15 protein-coding genes are annotated in these 20,824 nt (G+C 69.2%); 8 read left to right on the top strand and 7 right to left on the bottom strand.

What is annotated here, in order from left to right; genetic code table 11:
• The first annotated feature begins 151 nt into the window (after positions 1 to 151).
• Positions 152 to 280 carry a hypothetical protein gene (locus Ssi02_RS39255; protein WP_275410645.1) on the top strand — a complete coding sequence of 43 codons (129 nt, stop codon included), beginning with the start codon at positions 152 to 154 and terminating at the stop codon, positions 278 to 280.
• A gap of 543 nt (positions 281 to 823) precedes the next feature.
• On the opposite strand, the gene Ssi02_RS09810 is transcribed toward Ssi02_RS39255, so the two are convergent.
• Both Ssi02_RS09810 and Ssi02_RS09805 read right to left on the bottom strand, forming a co-directional pair.
• Positions 824 to 2,989, bottom strand: a complete 2,166-nt coding sequence (locus tag Ssi02_RS09810) for a RecQ family ATP-dependent DNA helicase (RefSeq protein ID WP_204023926.1) — start codon at positions 2,987 to 2,989, stop codon at positions 824 to 826.
• A 182-nt stretch (positions 2,990 to 3,171) separates the two neighbouring features.
• A complete protein-coding gene (locus Ssi02_RS09805; RefSeq protein ID WP_204023925.1) occupies positions 3,172 to 4,020 on the bottom strand; it encodes a hypothetical protein in 849 nt (282 codons plus the stop codon).
• Positions 4,021 to 4,130: 110 nt separating this feature from the next.
• Here Ssi02_RS09805 and Ssi02_RS09800 point away from each other — a divergent pair, with 110 nt between their 5' ends.
• The 3 genes from Ssi02_RS09800 to Ssi02_RS09790 all read left to right on the top strand — a co-directional run bounded on the left by Ssi02_RS09800 (position 4,131) and on the right by Ssi02_RS09790 (position 7,864).
• Complete coding sequence (locus tag Ssi02_RS09800; RefSeq protein ID WP_373870109.1) at positions 4,131 to 6,641, top strand: DNA gyrase/topoisomerase IV subunit A; 2,511 nt, start codon at positions 4,131 to 4,133, stop codon at positions 6,639 to 6,641.
• A gap of 132 nt (positions 6,642 to 6,773) precedes the next feature.
• Entirely contained in the window at positions 6,774 to 6,944 is a 171-nt protein-coding gene (locus Ssi02_RS09795; protein WP_204023922.1) for a hypothetical protein, read from the top strand.
• 359 nt (positions 6,945 to 7,303) lie between these two features.
• Positions 7,304 to 7,864: a thioredoxin family protein gene (locus tag Ssi02_RS09790; RefSeq protein ID WP_204023920.1), complete on the top strand. Its 561-nt coding sequence runs from the start codon at positions 7,304 to 7,306 to the stop codon at positions 7,862 to 7,864.
• A gap of 7 nt (positions 7,865 to 7,871) precedes the next feature.
• On the opposite strand, the gene Ssi02_RS09785 is transcribed toward Ssi02_RS09790, so the two are convergent.
• Positions 7,872 to 8,183, bottom strand: a complete 312-nt coding sequence (locus Ssi02_RS09785; protein WP_204023917.1) for a hypothetical protein — start codon at positions 8,181 to 8,183, stop codon at positions 7,872 to 7,874.
• Between the two features lie 219 nt (positions 8,184 to 8,402).
• On the opposite strand from Ssi02_RS09785, the gene Ssi02_RS09780 reads away from it, so the two are divergent.
• The gene (locus Ssi02_RS09780) at positions 8,403 to 8,909 is read left to right on the top strand and encodes a beta-class carbonic anhydrase (RefSeq protein WP_204023913.1); all 507 of its coding nucleotides are present in this window, start codon (positions 8,403 to 8,405) and stop codon (positions 8,907 to 8,909) included.
• 616 nt (positions 8,910 to 9,525) lie between these two features.
• Here Ssi02_RS09780 and Ssi02_RS09775 read toward each other — a convergent pair.
• Complete coding sequence (locus tag Ssi02_RS09775; protein ID WP_204023911.1) at positions 9,526 to 11,595, bottom strand: DNA gyrase/topoisomerase IV subunit B; 2,070 nt, start codon at positions 11,593 to 11,595, stop codon at positions 9,526 to 9,528.
• Between the two features lie 246 nt (positions 11,596 to 11,841).
• Here Ssi02_RS09775 and Ssi02_RS09770 point away from each other — a divergent pair, with 246 nt between their 5' ends.
• The 3 genes from Ssi02_RS09770 to Ssi02_RS09760 all read left to right on the top strand — a co-directional run bounded on the left by Ssi02_RS09770 (position 11,842) and on the right by Ssi02_RS09760 (position 15,799).
• A complete protein-coding gene (locus tag Ssi02_RS09770; protein WP_204023910.1) occupies positions 11,842 to 12,072 on the top strand; it encodes a DUF7455 domain-containing protein in 231 nt (76 codons plus the stop codon).
• An 831-nt stretch (positions 12,073 to 12,903) separates the two neighbouring features.
• On the top strand, positions 12,904 to 13,635 hold the full coding sequence (locus Ssi02_RS09765; RefSeq protein WP_204023909.1) for a YaaA family protein: 732 nt from the start codon (positions 12,904 to 12,906) through the stop codon (positions 13,633 to 13,635).
• Positions 13,636 to 13,708: 73 nt separating this feature from the next.
• Complete coding sequence (locus Ssi02_RS09760) at positions 13,709 to 15,799, top strand: NACHT domain-containing protein (protein ID WP_204023908.1); 2,091 nt, start codon at positions 13,709 to 13,711, stop codon at positions 15,797 to 15,799.
• 85 nt (positions 15,800 to 15,884) lie between these two features.
• Here Ssi02_RS09760 and Ssi02_RS09755 read toward each other — a convergent pair whose 3' ends face one another.
• The 3 genes from Ssi02_RS09755 to Ssi02_RS09745 form a co-directional block, all read right to left on the bottom strand.
• A complete protein-coding gene (locus Ssi02_RS09755; RefSeq protein ID WP_204023907.1) occupies positions 15,885 to 17,588 on the bottom strand; it encodes an RNA polymerase sigma factor in 1,704 nt (567 codons plus the stop codon).
• A gap of 242 nt (positions 17,589 to 17,830) precedes the next feature.
• Positions 17,831 to 19,927: a SpoIIE family protein phosphatase gene (locus Ssi02_RS09750; RefSeq protein WP_204023906.1), complete on the bottom strand. Its 2,097-nt coding sequence runs from the start codon at positions 19,925 to 19,927 to the stop codon at positions 17,831 to 17,833.
• A gap of 195 nt (positions 19,928 to 20,122) precedes the next feature.
• The gene (locus tag Ssi02_RS09745) at positions 20,123 to 20,692 is read right to left on the bottom strand and encodes an HhH-GPD-type base excision DNA repair protein (protein WP_204023905.1); all 570 of its coding nucleotides are present in this window, start codon (positions 20,690 to 20,692) and stop codon (positions 20,123 to 20,125) included.
• Positions 20,693 to 20,824 lie beyond the last annotated feature (132 nt).

Here is a 20,824-nt window from a genome sequence, read left to right as displayed (position 1 = left end):
CGGCAGTGTCGCCGACGACTGGATCCCCGGCTGTGGCTCGCACGCTTTACCGCGAGGCGCGCCGTCATCGACCAGGCCGAGGCCGCGGCGGGCCGCGGCCTCGCGGAGACCTCCACCATCTTCAACGTCTCGGGGCGGATCACCGACCCCCTTGGACGTCACCCGTGACGCGGGCGGCGGCTGGATCGGCGGTTCTGTGGACCAGTGGGTCGAGGAACCGACCTCCGCCGTGTTGGAGCACGACGCCGCCGGTTTCGTGTACTTCAGTTTCCCCGACTAGGCGCCCACCGAGCCCTCCCTCGCCCGCTGGGCACGCGAGATCGTCCTCGCGGTCCGCGAAGCCATCGCCACGCGCTGAGGGCGTGCCAGGCGCCGCGTTTCACGGGCGCGGCCACCTTGCCTTCGGCGTACGGCACAAGCCCGGCCTGGAGCGCTCCCGGAGCACGGACGTCCTTCCTACCTCCGGAGTACGGCATAGGCCCGGCCTGGGGCGCCCCGGAGCACGGATGTCCTTCCTGCCTCCGGCGTACGGCACAAGCCCGGCCTGGAGCGTCTCCGGAGTATGGGCGGCCGTCCTTGCCCCGGCGTGCAGGGAGCGCCCCCGGCACCGTGCGGGAGCTACGTGTGCCGGGGGGCGAGAACCGGAGGCGACACGGCTGAGGGCCCGGCGTGGGTGCACCATCGTGGCGGCCATATGCCGATAAATCGCGAAGTGCCTGGTCACGATGGTGGCGGCGCACGACACGATCAGGCCAGAGGCCCCGGAACGACCACCGCCGAGCCTCCCGGGGCAGCAGCACACGTCACCGTCAGATCCTGAGCATCACGACGACTTAGCCAAGGCCAGCGGAAGCACCGCCGGTGCGCCCGCGTGGCGGACCAGGGCGGCGGCGAGGGTCATGGTCCACCCCGTCTCGATGCGGTCGTCGACCAGCAGCACCGGGGTGCCGGCCTCGGCGACGCGGCCGGCGAGGTCGCGGGGCATGGCGAGGGTGCCGCGGATCGCCTGCACCCGCTGGGCGCTGTTGAACTGGCGGCCGGGGCTGCCCGCGCGGTAGCCGAGCTCGCCGAGGTGGGTCAGGCGGCCGACCTGGGCCAGGCGCTCGGCGAGGCTCCGCACCAGCAGGGGGCGGCTCGCCGACGGCACCGCGATCACGGCGCCGGGCCTGGACTCCCACTCCCAAGAGGCCAGCACCTTGACGAGGGCGCCGAACACGTCGTCGGGCACCGGCCCGTCGGACGCCCCCGGGGCGAAGATCTCGCGAAGGCGGTTGCCCCAGCCGAGGTCGGTGAGGCGGCCGAGCACACGCCCGCCGTCCGCGGCGAAGTCGGGTTTGATGTTGCCCGACAGGTCGGCCAGGCCGGTCGGCCAGCGCCGCTTGGGCTCGACCGTCACCCCCGGCCGCGCGAGGCTCGTGCGGGCGGCCTCGACGGACGCCATGTCGATCTCCGCGGACCGGTGGACGCCCGTGCAGTTGTCGCAGCGGCCGCACGGCGTGGCGGTCTCGTCGTCCAGGTGCAGCCGCAGGTGCATCTCGCGGCACTCGGTCGTCGTGAGGTAGGCCAGCATCGCCTGCTGCTCGGCCTCGCGGGCCTGCGTCACCCGGGCATATCGCTCGGCGTCGTAGCTCCAGGGCTCGCCGGTCGCCTCCCAGCCGCCCGAGACCCTGCGCACGGCGCCGTCGACGTCGAGCACCTTGAGCATCATCTCCAGCCGGCTGCGGCTGAGGTCGATCCGGGTCTCCAGCGCGGGTGTCGACAACCGTCCCTCGGCGAGGGCGTCGAGCGTCTGGCGCACCGTCTGCTCCGCCGGGAAGGCGAGCGAGGCGAAATAGGCCCAGATCTGGCGGTCCTCGGCGCCCGGCAACAGAATGACCTCGGCCCGCTTGACCCCGCGGCCGGCCCGGCCCACCTGCTGGTAGTAGGCCACCGGGGACTGCGGCGCGCCGACGTGCACGACGAACCCGAGGTCGGGCTTGTCGAAGCCCATGCCGAGGGCGGAGGTGGCCACCAGGGCCTTGACCTTGTTGTCGAGGAGGTCCTGCTCGGCGGCGAGCCGCTCGGCCTGGTCGGTCTGCCCGGAATAGGACGCGACGGTGTGCCCGCGCTCGCTCAGATAGGCGGCGATCTCATGGGCGGCGGCCACCGTCAGCGTGTAGACGATGCCGGACCCGGGAAGCTCGTGCAGCGCCTGGTCGAGCCAGGCCAGCCGCTCCTCGGCGCCCCGCAGCGTGACCACGCTCAGGTGCAGGCTCTCGCGCTCAAGCGGCCCGCGCAGCACCAGGGTCTCCACCGGCTCCTCGAACTCCGCCTCGCCGAACTCCGACTCGACGGCGAGCTGCTCGGCCACGTCGTGCGTGACCCGCGCGTTGGCGGTGGCGGTCGTGGCGAGCACCGGGCTGCCCTGCGGCAACTTGGCGAGAAGCGACTTCAGGCGGCGGTAGTCGGGCCGGAAGTCGTGCCCCCAGTCGGACACGCAGTGCGCCTCGTCGATCACCACCAACCCCGCGCTCTCGGCGAGCTCCGGCAGCACGTTGTCCCGGAAGTCGGGGTTGTTGAGCCGCTCTGGGCTCACCAGCAACACGTCGACGACGCCCTCGGCCACCTGGGCGTAGATCTGCTCCCACTCCTCGGGATTGGCGGAGTTGACCGTCACCGCGTGAACGCCGGCGCCCTCGGCGGCGGCGATCTGGTTGCGCATCAGGGCCAGCAGGGGCGACACGATGACCGTCGGCCCCTCTCCGAGCTCGCGGAGGAGCGCCGTCGCGATGAAGTAGACCGCCGACTTGCCCCACCCGGTGCGCTGCACGACAAGCACCCGCCGCCGATCGACGACCAGCGCCTTGATCGCGGCCCACTGGTCGTCGCGGAGCACCGCCCCCTCGCCCGCCAGGGCACGCAGCCTGGCCTGCGCCTCCGCATGGAGCGCAGCCTCCTCAGGATCGTCAAAGCCCTGTTCGGAGCCCTGCTCGAAGCCCTGGTCATCCATGGCACACCTCCGACGGCCTCACGTGAGCCCCACGGCACGGCTCGGTCACGCCGTCCTTGGTACCACGTGACACCGACAGAGGCACACTCGGCGACACGCGGGGATCGGCCGCTTCTGGCTCATGCCGTACGGCACGGGCGGGCTTCACCGGCGACCTCCGCGATCAGCGAAAACGGTCGAAATCAGACTCCGGTGACGGAGCCGCACTCCCCCTCCTTCAACTTGCGGCTGCTGTCGCCGTAAGCGTCGTCGGCCGGACCCGAGCCGCCACTGTCCGTCAGGCTGAAGTCGGGGTGGATGAACCCGTCGGCGGTGTTGCACTGCGCGTTGGCGTTCCAGCCGTCGAGGTGATCGCCCTCCCACACGCGAAGGCGCGCCCTCGGCTTGTCCCGCCAGAACCTGTAGACGGTCTTGGAATAGACCATCACGCGGATGATCGGCCCCGGCTTCCCCTTGGGGCGCACCGGGTAGACGAACCTCGACTCCTGCGTGACGTGGAGTTCGCGTTCCCCCTCCACGAACTTGGGCTCGGCCGACAGCTTTCCCCGCACCTTGACAACCGAGCCGACGAGCTCCACCTTGCCGGGCGGGAAGCTGGTCACCGCGTAGCGGGTGTTCTTGTCGTCGTCCTTGTGGTCGAGCCCTTTGAGAAAGAACGAGCGCGCTTCGGGGTCGAGTGCCTTGGCATAGGCGTCCGGCCCGCCGCCCAGCAGCGTGGTGGTGTCGAGGCTCCTCGCCTCAAGGAGTTGCCTCGTCTTCTTGTAGGCCCATGCCGTGTCCGCCTTGGAAAACCATCTCTCATAGGTGGGTTCGGGGATCACAATGCCGGCGGCGCCGTCGGCGTACTTCTCGGAGGGCGACCCCCTGAAGGGGGCGTCCGCGGAGATCACGTCGTTGACTCCCGCACCCTCATCCAACGCCTTCTCGGCCTCGGTGGCCAACTGCGATATGGAGGCGCATCCCACCAAGGTGAAGATCAATGTCCCCGCTAGAAGGCCCTTTCCCACGATCTTTGGCAACGGATTCCGCATAGCTGGACCTGCGATCTCGCGAAATATGATCACCCCGGCATCGTAGGGAGAGGGACCGACATGCGGGAACGGCTTGTTCGAGTCGCAACCGGGCCCCGACCTTCGGCAGAATGTTCGACATGGCCCGACGTAAGACGACCACCCCCCTGCCCGATGATTTCGAGGAACGCATCGTCGACATCGACGTGTCCTCCGAGATGCGCACGAGCTTCCTTGAGTACGCATATTCGGTCATCTATCAGCGTGCGCTTCCCGACGCGCGGGACGGTCTGAAGCCGGTCCAGCGGCGCATCCTCTACTCGATGAACGAGATGGGGCTTAGACCCGATCGCGGCCACGTCAAGTCGTCGCGGGTGGTCGGCGAGGTCATGGGCAAGCTCCACCCCCATGGAGACAGCCCGATCTACGACGCGCTCGTACGGCTGGCGCAGCCGTTCTCCATGCGACTGCCCCTGATCGACGGCCACGGCAACTTCGGCTCCCTCGACGACATGCCCGCCGCCATGCGTTACACCGAGGCCAGGCTGGCCTCGGCGGCAATGCTCATGGTGCAGTCGATCGAGGAGGAGACGGTCGACTTCCGTCCCAACTACGACGGGCGGGAGGTCGAGCCCACGGTCCTGCCGTCGGCCTTCCCCAACCTGCTCGTCAACGGGGCCACCGGCATCGCGGTCGGCATGGCCACCAACATGCCCCCGCACAACCTCGGCGAGGTCGTGGCCGCCGCGCGCCACCTGCTCAAGCACCCCGAGGCGTCCCTCGACGAGCTGATGCGCTTCGTCCCGGGCCCCGACCTGCCCACCGGCGGCCTGGTCATCGGGCTCGACGGCATCCGCGACGCCTATCAGAGCGGGCGCGGCACCTTCCGCATGCGCGCCAAGGTGGCGATCGAGCAGGTCACACCGCGCCGCAAGGGCCTCGTGGTCACCGAGCTCCCCTTCAACGTCGGCCCCGAGCGGGTCGTCACCAAGATCAGAGAGCTCGTCCAGTCGAAGAAGCTCGCCGGCATCTCCGACCTCAAGGATCTCACCGACCGCCACAAGGGCCTGCGGCTGGTCATCGAGATCAAGAACGGCTTCATCCCCGAGCGCATCCTCGACGAGCTCTACCGGCTCACGCCGATGGAGGAGACCTTCGGGATCAACAACGTCGCGCTCGTCGACGGGCAGCCGCGCACCCTGGGCCTGCGTGAGCTGCTCCAGGTCTACGTCGACCACAGGATCGACGTGGTGCGGCGCCGCTCGGCCTATCGCAAGCACAAGCGCGAGGAACGCCTGCACCTCGTCGAGGGCCTCATCATCGCCCTGCTCAACATCGACGAGGTCATCCAGGTCATCCGCGCCTCGGACGACTCCGCCCAGGCCCGCGCGCGGCTCATGGAGGTCTTCGACCTGTCGGAGACCCAGGCGGTCTACATCCTCGACACGCCGCTGCGCCGCCTGACCCGCTTCGACAAGCTCGAGCTGGACCGCGAGAAGCAGACGCTCACCGACGAGATCGCCGCGCTGGCCGCGCTGCTTGCCTCCGAGACCAAGCTGCGCGCCGCGGTGTCCAAGGAGCTCGCCGACATCGCCAAGTCCTATGGCACGCCCCGCCGCACGATCCTCATGGAGTCCAGCGGGCAGCCCCGCAGCACGCCCGCCGTGCCGCTGGAGGTCCCCGACGACCCGTGCCGCGTGATGTTGTCCTCCACCGGCCTGCTGGCGCGCACCGCCGGCGCCGAGCCGCTCAGCGGCATCGGGGACAGGTCCAACCACGACGTGCTCATCTCCGTCGTCGACTCCACTGTGCGCGGCGAGATCGGCGTGGTCACCTCCCACGGCCGCCTCATCCGCGTCGGCGTCATCGACCTGCCCGCCCTGCCGCCGTCGGCCAACCCGCCGTCGTTGTCCGGCGGGCACCCCGTGAGTGAATACGTGACACTCGCCCCCGGTGAGACGGTCGTCGGACTGGGCTCCCTCAACCCCGACGGTCCCGGCCTCGCGCTGGGCACGGCACAGGGCGTGGTCAAACGGGTGGTCCCCGACTATCCCGCCAACCGCGAGGACTTCGAGGTGATCACCCTCAAGGACGGCGACCACGTGGTCGGCGTCACCGAGCTGACCTCCGAGGACCACGACCTCGTGTTCATCACCAGCGACGCCCAGCTCCTGCGTTTCCCCGCGACCAGCGTGCGTCCCCAAGGCCGCCCCGCCACCGGCATGGCCGGCATCCGGCTCGACGCCGCCGCCCAGGTGATCTGGTTCGGCGCGCTCGACCCGGCTCTGCCGTCCCAGGTCGTGACCATCTCCGGCCTCGCCACCGCCATCCCCGGCACCCAGACCGGCAACGCCAAGGTCTCCGACTTCGCCGACTTCCCCGCCAAGGGCCGCGCCACCGGCGGCGTGCGCGCCCAGCGCTTCCTCAAGGGAGAAGACGTCCTGATCCTGGCATGGGCGGGCCCCGCCCCCGCCAAGGCCGTCACCGACACGGGCCGCCCCGTCGACCTCCCCGACGAGATCGGCCGCCGCGACGGCTCCGGCCTCCGCCTGACCCACCCCGTCAGCGCCCTCGGCGGCGCCCTCGGCACCACCGCCTCCATCCCACCGCCCCCTGCCCCCGACGAGGACCCCACCCTCTAACCACCCCGGACGGCCAGAGGCACCCGCCTCTGGCCGACCGACACCATCCCCTCGCGCCCGTCCTAGTGGACGCGGACGAACGAACCCGGGCCGGCCTGCGGCCGGGACGTCACCCTCAACGAGATCCTGTTCGTGCACAACCTGCAGGTCAGCGACACCATCACACTCACCCCGAACGGCAACGCCACCGCCACCCTTCGCACCGAGAGCGGCGGGCACGCCCACGAGATCACCCTGACCTTAGTGGCGTTCTCCCCCCGCCCCTCCCTGTCCGGCGCCTCCGACGGCGTCCCCTTCGCCTAAGCCGCACGCCTGGGCTCGGCGGTCACGTGAGCCGATCACGTTGCCCCGGGAATCCGCCGCCTCCCAAACCGCGGTCGTGAGCCGGCGTTGTCCCGTCACAGGCCCACAGTGGACAGCCACAACCAACTCCGTAACCGGGTGGAACGGCAGGCGTACGGCGAAGCCGGCGAGGCGAAGTGGCCGCCAGCCGACACCGCAACCACACCGACCAAGTTCACGGCCGGGCACCGCCGCGGCCGTGAGACAGGGCGAGTTCGGGCGGCCACCATGGGCCGCGCGGAGGGGCTTGATCGGGTTGTCTCGCGGCGTGACGGCGGGCCGCGCTGTGGGATCGGCTGGGCTTTGTGACAATGGTGAACATGGCTGTCAGTTCGTTTATGGTTCCTCTCGGCACACCCGCGCCTGATTTCGACCTTCCGGCCGTGGGCGGCGGGAGGGTCGCTCTGCGCGACCTCAAGGGTGCGCCCGCGACATTGGTGATTTTCCTGTCGAACCACTGTCCCTACGTGCGACGCATCGAGCATGGCATCGGCGCCTTCGCCGCGGACTACGCGGGCCGGATCGTCACAGTGGCCATCGCGAGCAACGACATGGTCGCCTACCCCGACGACGATGCCGCCCACCTAGCCGAGCAGGCACGGCGAGCGGGTTTCCCCTTCGCCTACCTCCTCGACGAGACCCAGGAGACGGCACGCGCCTATCGCGCGGCCTGCACGCCGGATTTCTTCCTCTACGACGGTGACCTGAAGCTGGCCTACCGGGGAGAGTTCGACGGTGCCCGTCCCAAGAACGACGTGCCGGTGACCGGCTCGTCGCTGCGAGCGGCCACCGACGCCGTGCTGGCCGGCCAGCCCGCCCCCGAACAGGCCCCCAGCCTCGGGTGCGGCATCAAGTGGAAGCCGGGCAACGAACCCGCCTAAGCGGGTCTCAGCTCATCAACTGCACCTTCGAGATCATCACCACGAAGCGGAGAAGGTCACGCGGCTCGCCGCCCTCCCAGGCGCGGACGGCCCGCGTGGCCTCCTCTCCCGGGTCAAACTGCGCGGGGCCGAAGCAGCCGGCCTCCGTGAGCTCAACGATCAGCGCATCGTCTTCCTCAAGCTCGGTCGCGTAAAGCGCGGCGTCCAGCAGGGCCAGGGCACATCGGGCGTTGCGACCGTCGTCGCGGTATTCGACCCGGTCGAGCTGACGGCGTGCCTGGGCTCGAAGAAAGTCCGCCAGCATCTCGGTCTTGCCCATGGGTGCTCCTCGCTCGACGAACGGCCCCCGCCGCTCGAAAAACTCACGTGCTTAACGGGCAACCATTATGCGACCCCACGTGACCCACTCGTCACCCTAAGTTACCGCCACCGCCGACTGTCGCCAAATGGCCACCCCCGCAACTTTGACTATTGGGGCATGCGGAATCATCTTGGGAGTGTCTAGTCCCCATTGGCATCTCGGAGGAGAGGGTCTACCTTGAGCGATGCGTTCGACGACCTGTTGGTCGCCAACCAGCGCTACGCCGCCACCTTCACCGACTCGGACCTGACGGGCAGAGCAGCCCGTGGCCTGGCCGTTGTCACCTGCATGGACTCCCGGATCGACCCCCTTGGCCTCCTCGGCCTCAAGGCGGGTGACGCCAAGATCCTGCGCAACGCCGGGGCCCGCGTCACCGACGACGTTCTGCGCACACTAGTCCTGGCGGTCTATCTCCTCGGCGTGCACCGGGTGCTCGTCATGCCCCACACCGACTGCCGCATGTCCAAACTGACGGACGAGGACGTGCACGACCTGATCAGCGCTGAACACGGGATGAACACCCGGAGCCTGGAGTTCCACACCGTCCCCGACCAGCAAGCGGCACTCCACCACGACCTCACCCGCATCCGCACGAGCCCGTTCCTCCCAGCGGACCTGGCGGTCGGCGGCGCCCTGTACAACGTCAACACCGGGCGCCTCACCCCAATCGACCTCACCTCCTGACACTCTCACCGATCCCCGGGACAGCGGCAGGAACCGAGGCGGGCCAGGAACGTTCCCGGGCCCGCCTCGGCCGCCCGCCGACCACACGGGCAACACCCAGCGGAACCCCCCCGGAACAGCGCTGTGGCCCAACCGCGCAGCAGGGCGACCGCCCCGATGTCGTCCACGGAAACGTTCCCAGTCCGACCGGACACGGCCTTTGACGTCGGGACGGGATCCCAGCCACTGACCACGCAAACCGCAGAGCACGCGTCAAGGCTCGTGCCGCCCCCCTCATCGGCGAGCGCGATGGGCTTTGCGGCACGGGATCGCCTCGCACATTCGCGACACATTCCACATCGGCTCATCCCCAGGGCGGCAAGCAGGACACTGCCGACGAGTCCCGGCAAACGCGCACCGACGCATAAAGCGAGGCCACACCGTACGGCACAGCCCGCAAACGCCACGCCGTACAGCGCAGCACGGCACCGCTGGAAACACGGCCCCGGAAAGCCTGGAGCGCGCCAAACAGCACAGGGTGACCCCAGGATCTCACCCAGGGCGGCAACAGCCCCGAAAGACCGTCACAGCGCGCGGCAGAGCCCATCCACGATCGCGGGGACGGGCGCGGGAGAGGTCAGGCGTCGATCTGGTCGCGGTCGACGTCCGCGGCGCTCTTGACGATGAACTCGCGCCGAGGGGCGACCTCGCTGCCCATGAGCAGGCTGAAGACCTCCTCGGCCGCCTCCACCTGGTCGATGCGCACGCGGCGGAGCACACGGTGGCGGGGGTCCATGGTGGTTTCGGCGAGCTGGTCGGCGTCCATCTCACCCAGACCCTTGTAACGCTGCACAGGGTCCTTCCAACGCTTGCCCTTGCGCTCAAGGTCGCGCAGGACCTTGTGGAGTTCGGCGTCGGAGTAGGTGTAGATGACCTTGTCCTGCCCCCGGCCGGGGTTGGTGACCTCGATGCGGTGCAGGGGCGGGACCGCCGCGAAGACGCGGCCGGCCTCGACCAGCGGCTTCATGTAGCGGTGGAAGAGGGTCAAAAGCAGGCAGCGGATGTGGGCGCCGTCGACGTCGGCGTCGGCCATCAGGATGATCTTGCCGTAACGGGCGGCGGAGATGTCGAAGGACCGCCCGGAGCCGGCGCCGACCACCTGGATGATCGCGGCGCACTCGGTGTTCTTCAGCATGTCGCTGACCGAGGCCTTCTGCACGTTGAGGATCTTGCCGCGGATCGGCAGGAGAGCCTGGAACTCCGAGTCGCGGGCGAGTTTGGCCGTGCCGAGCGCCGAGTCTCCCTCCACGATGAAGAGCTCGCTGCGGTCGACGTCGTCGCTGCGGCAGTCGACGAGCTTGGCGGGCAGCGCCGAGCTCTCAAGGGCGCTCTTGCGCCGCTGGTTGTCGCGGTGCTCGCGAGCGGCGATGCGGGCCTTGGCCGCGGCGACGATCTTTTCGAGGACGGCCCGGAGCTGGAGCTTCTGCGCGCGCTTGGTGCCGGCGAAGAGCTCCTTGAGGTCGCGGGACACCACGTGGGAGACGATGCGGTTGGCCGCGGAGGTGCCGAGCACCTCCTTGGTCTGGCCCTCGAACTGCGGCTCGGGCACCCGCACGGTCACAACGGCGGTGAGGCCCTCAAGGATGTCCTCCTTGGTGACCGCGTCGTCGCCGTTCTTGAGCAGGCGGGTCTCGCGGAGCTGCTCGTTGATGGTGCGCACGAGGGCACGCTCGAAACCGGTGACGTGGGTGCCGCCCTTGGGCGTGGCGATCACGTTGACGAACGACCGCACGGTCGACTCGTAACCCTTGCCCCAGCGCACGGCGACGTCGACGGTGAGCTCGCGCTCGACGCTGGTCGGGGTCATGTGCCCCTGCTCGTCGAGCACCGGCACCGTCTCGCGGAAGTGGCCGACACCCTGCAGGCGCAGCACGTCGCAGACGCCCTCGTCGCGGGCGAGGAACTCGGTGAACTCGGAGATGCCGCCCTCGAAGCGGAACGTCTCCTCCTGAGGCTCCTCACCCCGGGCGTCGGTCACGACCAGGGTCAGGCCGGGCACGAGGAAGGCGGTCTGCCTCAGCCGGACGTGGATCTCGTCGAGGGAGACCTCCGCCTCGGGCAGAAAGATCTGGCGGTCGGCCCAAAACCGCACACGAGTGCCCGTGCCCGGCTGAGCCAGCGGCCCGCTGTCGCGCAGGCCGGACTTCTTCTTGAACTTGGCCTTCGGCCCGTCGCCGTCGAAGACGCCGGGCACGCCGCGCCGAAAGCTGATCGCGTGCACGCGGCCGCGGTCGACCTCGATGTCAAGGCGCGAGGAGAGGGCGTTGACCACCGAGGCGCCGACGCCGTGAAGGCCGCCCGAGGCGCCGTAGGAGCCGCCGCCGAACTTCCCGCCCGCGTGGAGCTTGGTGTAAACCAGCTCGACACCCGCGAGGCCGCTCTTGGGCTCGATGTCGACGGGGATGCCTCGCCCGTTGTCCCGGACCTCGATCGAGTCGTCGGGATGCAACACCACCTCGATGCGCGAGCAGTGGCCCGCCAGCGCCTCGTCGACGCCGTTGTCCACGATCTCCCAAAGGCAATGCATGAGACCGCGGCTATCGGTGGACCCGATATACATACCCGGGCGTTTGCGGACCGCCTCAAGGCCCTCCAACACCGACAGGTGACGGGCCGTGTAACCCGTCTCCGTGCTTACTGCGGTCACACCCACTCCCAGAGTCCCACATCGAACACCAGTGCGCAGCTTACAGCGCTTCCCCGTAGTGCGCGTACAAGCTTGCCATCAGGAGGCGTTTGGTGTTACCCACGGCCAGCTCCGTGTCACTTTCCAACACATTCCGCTCTCGGCGTAGCGTCGACGCGATTGGGAACGTTCAGGTCGGGTTAGATGTTGTCCCAAGTGACTGACGCCAGATCCCCGCTCTCGCAGGGATGACCCGAAAGGCGATACGTGACTGGAGCTCTCGCCCCCACCAAGCCGCTGACGGCCCTGGACCGGTGTGACCGCTGCGGCGCCCAAGCCTATGTTCGCGCGACCCTGCCGATCGGCGGGGAGCTGCTGTTCTGTGCCCACCACGGGCGTCAGCACGTCGCAGCACTGCGCGACAAGGGCGCCGACATTCTTGACGAGTCGGCCAGGCTCAGCGAAACCTCTACGACAGCCCGCGACGGGGAGCGCTGACGACGCTTCCCCAACCCCCATATCCAGGCGGATACCAGCGTTCCTCATCACGACGCCATCCGCCTCCTCACCACTCCCGAGGGCCAAGATCCCCAATTTAGATCAAGGGGACCGCAGCCGCGCCCCATCCCGTGAAACATTCAGATCACGAAATAGTCCGACAATCGGCGCGGCACGCGCCCCGCTCTCCCACAAACCGGAGGCCGGGGCGCGACGCATGCCCTTCGGGGGCCGGTGCACGGCGAAGCCACACCCCTGGCCTGAAGCCGCACTCTCGCCCTTGAGCGAGCCGGACACACCGCCCCTCCCCGAAGGGCGGGCGCACGTTCCCCGGGAACCGATGTACGGCGAAGCCACACCCCCCGGCCGCGAGCCGTCACCCATCCTCAAAGTCCCGGACACCGATACATCGGCATGCCCAGAACCTTGAACCACCGAGTCCATAGAGTCACGCACCCTAACCCTCTGTGACTTTACCCAGGTAGCCATAGCGCTAGACCTCCCTTGGGATTAGGTTTGCCCTATCCGCCACTTGCGTGGTCGAACGGGGGAACTAGCGTGATTGTGCATGTAAGACCGGTAGATGACGTGGTCGAGCACGAGCCGAACGCCCACTGCATCTGCGGTCCGGGACCAGACGTGGTGAAATTCCCTGAAGCCGGCAGCAAGCCCATCGGGACGATCTACCAGCACTACGCGCTCAACCCCTGCTCCCAGTGGGAGGCCGCCGCCGAGCGCTGACCCCGGCGCACCGGAGGGGCCACCCCCGGCCCCACCGAAATCCCTCTGGCGCACCCCCTGCGACCAGGGCGGACGATAGAGTCAGGGCTCGTGCTGATCCTCCTGCCCCCCTCCGAGGGCAAAGCCGCCGCAGGGCACGGCCCCGCGCTCGATCCGGCCTCGCTGAGTTTTCCTTCCCTCAACGAGGCCCGGGAGCGCGTTCTGTCCGCCCTGCTCGCGCTCTGCGGCGGCGACGAGGAGCGGGCACGGGAGACACTCACCCTCTCCCCCGGGCAGTCGGGTGAGGTCGCGAAAAACCGCACACTGCGCACCGCCCCTGCCCTGCCTGCGGCCGAGCTCTACACCGGGGTCCTCTACGACAACCTGCGCCTCGGCGACCTTCCCCCGGCCGCGCGGCGACGGGCCGACGAGGCGCTGCTGGTCTTCTCCGGGCTCTGGGGCGTGCTCAGGCCGGCCGACCGGGTGCCGCCATACCGCTTGTCGATGGGCGTGAAACTGCCTCCTCTCGGACCTCTCGGCACCTTCTGGCGGCCGGTGGTGAGCGCCGCCCTCGACGGGTCCACAAGCCTGGTGGTGGACATGCGGTCGTCGACATACGCCCCGGCGTGGCCGCCGGGACGGCGAGGTGTGTCGGTGCGGGTGTTGAAGGGGGGCAAAGTGGTGAGTCACATGGCGAAGGCGACACGTGGTGCGGTCGCCCGTTCCCTGCTCCTCGCGGACAACACCCCCGAGACCCCCGACGAGCTGGCCAAGACCCTCATCGACCTCGATTACGACGTGCGTCTCGACGGTCGGCGCCTGGATGTGCTGCTCTCGCCGTAAGGCCGACCCAGCTCCAGGGTGACAATGTTGTCACCATCCAGCGCCGAAATTCGCCCGCGATCATGATGGAGGGGTGCGTGCCCACTCCTTGATCACCACCGCCCTTGTGGCGGTCGCCCTGCTGCTCGCGGGCAATCTGGCCGCCACCACCGTGGAGATCTCCTGGTCGGCGTGGCCGCTCGCGGTGTGGAGCACCGTGGTGTTCTTGATCGGCGCGCTGGTGTGGGGCGAGTTATCCCGCCGCCGATCAGCTCCGCCCGCCAAGACAGCCGGTACGGCGGAGCAGACCCTGGCCGATCTCGTCGCCGAGCGGTGGCGCGACGAGGCGGACGATCCCTGCCCGATCCCCCTGCGCTGGGGCCCGGCCGGTGAAGACGGTGACGACGTCGCCACCCTGGCCCGCAAGTTTCTCGCGATGGAGCGGCGGCGCCTGGTCGTCCTGGGCGGCTCGGGCACCGGCAAGTCCACGCTCACGATGCGCCTGGTTTGCGAACTCCTCAGCCGGCGAGCCGGACATCCCGGGGAGCCACTGCCGGTGCCGCTGCCCGTCGCCGAGTGGGATCCGGAGCTCCATCCCCATCCGCACGACTGGTTCGCGGCCCGGCTGGCGCAGGACTATCCCGCGGCGGCACTCGACCCCGACGCCGTCCGCCGCCTGATCGCCGGCGGCCGGGTGCTGCCCGTTCTGGACGGGCTGGACGAACTCCCCGCCCCCGCCCGCACCGCGTTCCTCACCGCGCTCTCGGCCCGCCTCGGGGGTGACGACCAGGTGATACTTACCTGTCGCACTGAGGCGTATCCCTACGACGTGCCCTTCCCTGCCATGGTGATCGAACCCCTCCCGATCGGCCACACGACCGCGGCGGAGCATCTCCGGAGCTGCCTTCCCCAAGAGCCCGGTCCCGGGTGGAATCGGATTCTCGACGCCTTATCCACCACACCCCCGCGAAACACGGCTCTAGCCGAGCTATGCCAGACACCCCTGGGCTTGTGGCTGGTACGCACCGTCTACATGCGGCGCGGCACCGACCCCGCCGACCTGCTCGGTGACTTCCCGGACGCGGCGGCCCTCCGCTCCCACCTGCTCGACCACCTGATCCCCGCCCTCGTGGACGGCGACACCTCGCGCCCCCGCCGCCGCGACCCCGCACGAGTACGCCGGTGGCTGGGCTACCTGGCCTTCACGATGACATCGCCCACCGTGGACGGCGCCCCCAGGACCCGTGACCTGGCCTGGTGGCGCCTGGCCCGCCTCACCGGCACCGGCACCGCACCCGCGCCGCGCGATCACATGGTCGCCATAGGGATCGGCATGGTCGTCCTCGGGCTCCTGGGAGGCGTCGTCGCGGGGGTGTTCGCGGCGGTCGTCGGCCTGGTCGCAGCACGATTGATCGGCAGAACGCTCATCTCGGCGTGTCCCGCCGCCAAGGACGCCCAGCCCGGCCCCGCTCTCCTCCGCCTCCGGGGCCGGGACGCCGCGGTGCCCCTCGCCGCAGCGGTCGTGCTCGGTCTGCTCACCGGTCTTTCGTTCGCCGTCTCCAGCGGGCCGGTGTTCGGGATCTGCCTCGGGCTTGTCATCACCCTCGCCGTCGGGCCCGCCCTCGGCCTCGAAGTCGCCCCTGCCGCCGGAAGAGCGGCGAGCCCCATGGCCACCTGGCGCGCGGACCGGGCTCGCAACCTCGGCCGAGTGCTCGCCCTCGCGGTCGCGGGAGGGCTGGCGGGCGCCCTGGTGAACGCGCTCTTCGACACCCACGGATACTTGGGCGGGCTTCTCGGCGGCGCGGCGGGCGGTGTAGGGGGAAGCGCCCTCGGCGCCTTCGCGGGCATGCTGGTGGCCACGTGGGCGGGCGAGGCCGCCGCCGGGATCGCCGGGGGTGTCACCGGTGGGCTCTTCGGCGGGCTCATGGGGGTCGACGAGTTCAACATTGGCTCCCGCCGGGCGTGGCTCGCCTACTTTGTGATGACATGTCGGCTGGCCCGGCGGGGGCATCTGCCACGCGGGCTCATGCCGTTCCTCGACGACGCCCATCGGATGGGCCTGCTGCGAGCGGCGGGGCCGGTCTATCGCTTCCGGCACGCGGAGCTGCAAGACCACCTCGCCGCCGCCCACGCCCGGGAGCACAAGGTCGCGTACGGCACAGCCGGCGCCGACCACACTGCGTAAGCCGATCACACTGCGTGAACGGAAAGGCCCCGGCCCGCCAAACGCGGATCCGGGGCCTCCCAATCAATGCTTGCTCAACTTTGAATCAGTCGAGGTAGTCCCTCAGCACCTGAGAACGCGACGGGTGGCGCAGCTTGGACATCGTCTTCGACTCGATCTGCCGGATGCGCTCACGCGTCACCCCGTAGACCTTGCCGATCTCGTCGAGTGTCTTCGGCTGGCCGTCGGTAAGGCCGAACCTCATGGACACCACCCCGGCCTCACGCTCGGACAGCGTGTCGAGCACGGAGTGGAGCTGCTCCTGCAGGAGCGTGAAGCTGACGGCGTCGGCCGGGACAATCGCCTCGGAGTCCTCGATGAGGTCACCGAACTCGCTGTCGCCCTCCTCACCAAGCGGGGTGTGGAGAGAGATCGGCTCACGACCGTATTTTTGAACCTCGATGACCTTTTCAGGGGTCATGTCGAGCTCACGCGCCAGCTCTTCCGGGGTGGGCTCGCGGCCAAGGTCCTGCAGCATCTGCCGCTGCACCCGGGCCAGCTTGTTGATCACTTCGACCATGTGGACCGGGATGCGGATCGTGCGCGCCTGGTCGGCCATGGCCCGGGTGATCGCCTGGCGAATCCACCACGTGGCGTAGGTCGAGAACTTGTAACCCTTGGTGTAGTCGAACTTCTCGACCGCACGGATCAGGCCCAGGTTGCCCTCCTGGATCAGGTCCAGGAAGAGCATGCCGCGGCCGGTGTAACGCTTGGCGAGGGAGACCACCAGGCGGAGGTTGGCCTCCAGCAGGTGGTTCTTCGCCCGGCGGCCGTCCTCGGCGATCCACTCCAGCTCGGCGCGGACGTCGACGGGGAGCTTCTCGTTCTCGCCCGCGAGCTGCTCCTCGGCGAACAGGCCGGCCTCGATGCGCTTGGCGAGCTCGACCTCCTGCTCGGCGTTGAGCAGCGGGACCTTGCCGATCTGCTTGAGGTAGTCCTTGACCGGGTCGGCGGTGGCGCCGGCCGCGGCCACCTGGGCCACGGGCGCGTCGTCATCGTCGTCGGAGAGGATGAGGACCTCGTCGTCGCTCTGCGGCTTGACCGCGGCGTCGGGTTTGGCCTCGGTCTCCTCCTCGGCGTCGCCTTCGGCCTCTTCGCCTTCGATCTCGACCTCGTCGGTCTCGACCTCCAGCTCCTCGTCGAAGTCCTCGAGCTCGACGTCGACATCGAGCTCGATGTCCTCGTCGTCCTCACCGGAGTCGGCGATCTTTGACTTGGACTCGGCGGGCTTGGCCTTGCCCTCGCCGCCCCTCGCGGGGCCGGCGGGGCCGGAGCCCCCGGCGGCAGGCGCGGCGGGGGCGGAAGCCGCCTCCGACTTGGCCTTGGCCGCGGGCTTCTTGCCCGCGGTCGCGGCGCCGCGCTTGGCGGGGGCCGCTTTCTTGGGCGCGGCGGGAGCGGGCTCTGTGGCACTGACGACCGCGGTGACGGTCTCAGGCTGAGGCTCCTTGGCCGCGGCAGCGGCTGTCTTGGTCTTCTTGACGGGAGCGGCTGTGCGGCGCTTTGCTGATCCCCGAGACCTCTTGGGGGCCGCTGCGGAGTCCGCGGCGGTCACCACGACGGTCACACCCTCTTTGCTGAGGCTCCGCAAGAACGCGGCGGCGTGCGACATGGGGATGTCCGCCTCCTCGAAAGCCTTGCGGACATCCTCGGACTCGAGGAAACCCTGCGAGCGCCCACGCTCGAGCAGTCGCTGAATGACGGGCTCGTTCAGCTCAGATGGCTTCGAGCGAGTCGAACTTGCAGGCGACACGAACACCTCTCGAACGAACGCGTGGCGACAATGGACCCAGTTGCCCGCTAGGGGCGGATGCCTCTCTTGAAGTCGGCGTGGCCGTGCGGACCGCGACGTGCATGCCAAGCATTCTGGCACGACACACACACTCCACAGGCCCACCTCCCGGCGGTTGCCCTCCCACCCTAGGCCGACCGAGAGAGTAGTGCGTACGGAAGCGGGGCACTGATATCCGAAAGCAACCGTTATGACTGTTTCATTCAGTCACTCTTCGTGGCCGGGGGGACGTGAATCGCCAGTACAGTCACATCGTCATCCTGTTCATAGCCAGCCAACATCCGATCCACCAGGAAATCGAGCAACATGTGAGGACTCCCCACGACCTCAGATGGAGCTTCAGTCACAACCGAGCATAGCTCCGCGAGTCCGGCATCGAGTCCTCGTTTGCGGTTCTCCACCAGACCGTCGGAGTAGAGTACGGCGGTATGCCCCGGCGGGACACAGAATCGGAACTGCCGGCGGCTCGTGGCCCACCCCAGCGGCGTGCCCGGCTCGGCGTCGCAGAGCAGCGGCGCGCCCTGCGGGGAGACCAGCAGGGGCGGCGGATGGCCCGCCAGGGCGAGGGTGCCCTCACCCGTGCTCGGCTCGACCACCATGTAGGCCAGCGTCGTGACCTGCTCTTCCTCCTCCGTGGCCTCAAAGACGCGGTCCAGCCCCGTCAGCACGGCCGCGGGCGGCGGATTGGTCAGCGCGAGGGCGCGCATCGCGTTGCGGATGCGGCCCATGCCCGCGGCGGCCTTCACGCCCTTGCCCATGACGTCGCCCACGACGGCCGCGACACGCCCGTCCTGCAGCACGAAGGCGTCATACCAGTCGCCGCCCACCTGGACGTGGCGGCTGCCGGATCGGAACCTCTGGGCCAGCACGAGCCCCCGCACCACCGGCAGGCGGTCGGGCAGCAGGCTGCGCTGGAGCGTCTCGGCGGTGCGATGCTCACGCTCGAAGAGCGTGGCCCGCTCGACCGCGAGCGCGCACTGCCCGGCCAGGGCCTCCAGGAAGACGCCGTCCTCCTGAGAGATCTTCTGCGGGCGCGTGAACGAGAACCTGAGGGCGCCAAGGGCCCGGCCCGCCGCCAGGAGTGGCAGACCGACCCACGCGCGCTCGTCGGAGTGATTGAGGAAGCCCTCGATCACGTCCTCCTCGCCCCCGGCGTCGATCAGCTGGGCGCGCAGGCTCTCGGGAGACTCGGCGAAGACCGGCCGGCGGCTGTTGACCGCCATCGTGAGCACGCTGGAGTGCGTCAGCGGAAGATCGTCGCTCGGCGCGCCCGGCAGCACGTCGGGGAAACCGCCGCTGTTGATCAGTTTCAGCGCGGCGCGGTCGGGGTCGAGCAGGGCCACCGACGAACGGTCGGCGGCCAGGGCCGTGCGTCCCACGTCGATGATGACCTGGACTACCTGCTCCACAGTGAGCGCCTCGGCCAGCATCGCCGTGGCGCCCTGGAGGCGCGCCGTGCGCAGCGCCGCCGCGCCCAGCTGGTCGGTGAGGCGCCCGCGCATCTCCTCGGCCTCACGCTGAGGCGTGACGTCGGTGTTGGCCCCCACCCACTCCACGACGCGGCCGTGGCGGATGATCGGGACCGCGCGGACCTCGAAATGGCGATAGCCGCTCGCCCGGGTGCGGACGCGGTAATTCCACTCGAACATCGTGCGGCCCCGCAGGGCGTCGCGCCACGCCTCCTCGGTGTGGGCGCGGTCGTCGGGGTGGACGGCCTCCAGCCAGCCGTGGGCGAGGTATTCCTCCAGCCCCTGGCCGGTGATGGCGCGCCACTGCGGCGCGTCCTCGATCACGGCGCCGGTGGGCGAGGTGATCCAGACGAGCTGCGACTGGGCCTCGACGAGCGAGCGATAGCGCTCCTCGCTGCGGCGGAGATCCTCTTCGACCTGGCGGCCCTCGGTGACGTCGACACCGACCAGGGCGACGGCGCGCAGCACCTGGTCGTCGTCGTGGACGGGGGCAAACGAGAGCGACCAGTGCCTGGTCTCGCCGTCGGACAGGCGCACTCGCACCCTGCCGTCGGTCACGGGGTCGTTGCCGTCGGCCACCGCGCGGACCGAGCCCTCGATGAGGGCGGTCAGGTCGGCGGCCAGCACGTCTCCGGGCATCTGCCCGATCAGCCTCTCCGCCGGAACCCCGACCACCTCGCCGAAGAGCTGGTTGGCCCGCTGGAAGTGGCCCGAGGGGTCGAAGAACGCGAAGGCGAAGGTCGCCTCTGACATCAGGCCTTGGAACAGGCCGGAGTCTGAGATGTCCACACCCGACTCCCGGGGACGGGGCACGGAGGTTTCGGCGCTCATGGTCGGCACCTCCGTCGCGTGCCAGGGTCTCCCACGAGGCACATCTCCATAACTGTGATTCGGCTTTGCGCGGCTCCGGGTTGACCGGATCCTGCCCTACATCATCGGCGATGGGCATGCGCGGACGGAAGCCCCGGCCACGATGCGGTCAACGCATCCTGTCAAAAATGCTCCGCCGTCCGCAGCAAGATCAGGCTACTTCCTCTTCGCCGCCCTCTTGGCCTCTTGTTTCGCGGTCCTCACCTTGGCGAGGCTGTCGCCGTCGACCACGTCGGCAACCGAGCGGAAAACCGCATCCTCGCCATATGGCCCGGCCGCCTCACGCCATCCCGGCGGTCTCACCTCCCGCTGCTTGCCGAGCAGTGCCAGGAAGATCTGCGCCTTCTGCTTGCCGAACCCGGGCAGATCCATAAGCCGCCGCAGCAGTTCATCTCCGTCGCGGGCGTCCCGCCACAGGGCCTCTGCCGAGCCATCGTAGTGCTCGACGAGGTAGGCAGCTAGTTGCTGAACACGTTTGGCCATCGAACCCGGATAGCGATGCACGGCGGGTTTTGCGGAGAGCAGCCCCGCAAAAGCCTCGGGATCGCTCTCGGCTATCGCCTCCGCGCTCAACTCGCCGCCCATCCGGTCGGCGATGGTGCGCGGCCCCGTAAAGGCCCACTCCATGGGAACCTGCTGGTCAAGCAGCATGCCCACGAGCAGCGCGAAGGGGTCGCGGGTCAGGAGCTCGTCGGCGCGCGCCTCCTGGGTGAGCTGGATTCGCATGCGTCCAGCTTCCCACAGCGCCCCGCGCCGGATCCGGCATCGACGTGTTCCCCCAATGTCTCACGGCGCGTAGACAACATTTGTCACAAATGCCCATCCGACCTCGATAGATCTAAAACATGGACAAACCGC

Source organism: Sinosporangium siamense (genome assembly GCF_016863435.1).
GTDB classification, from domain to species: domain Bacteria; phylum Actinomycetota; class Actinomycetes; order Streptosporangiales; family Streptosporangiaceae; genus Sinosporangium; species Sinosporangium siamense.
The sequence above is the reverse complement of the archived record's forward strand: the minus strand, read 5'-3'. Positions and strand labels throughout refer to the sequence as shown.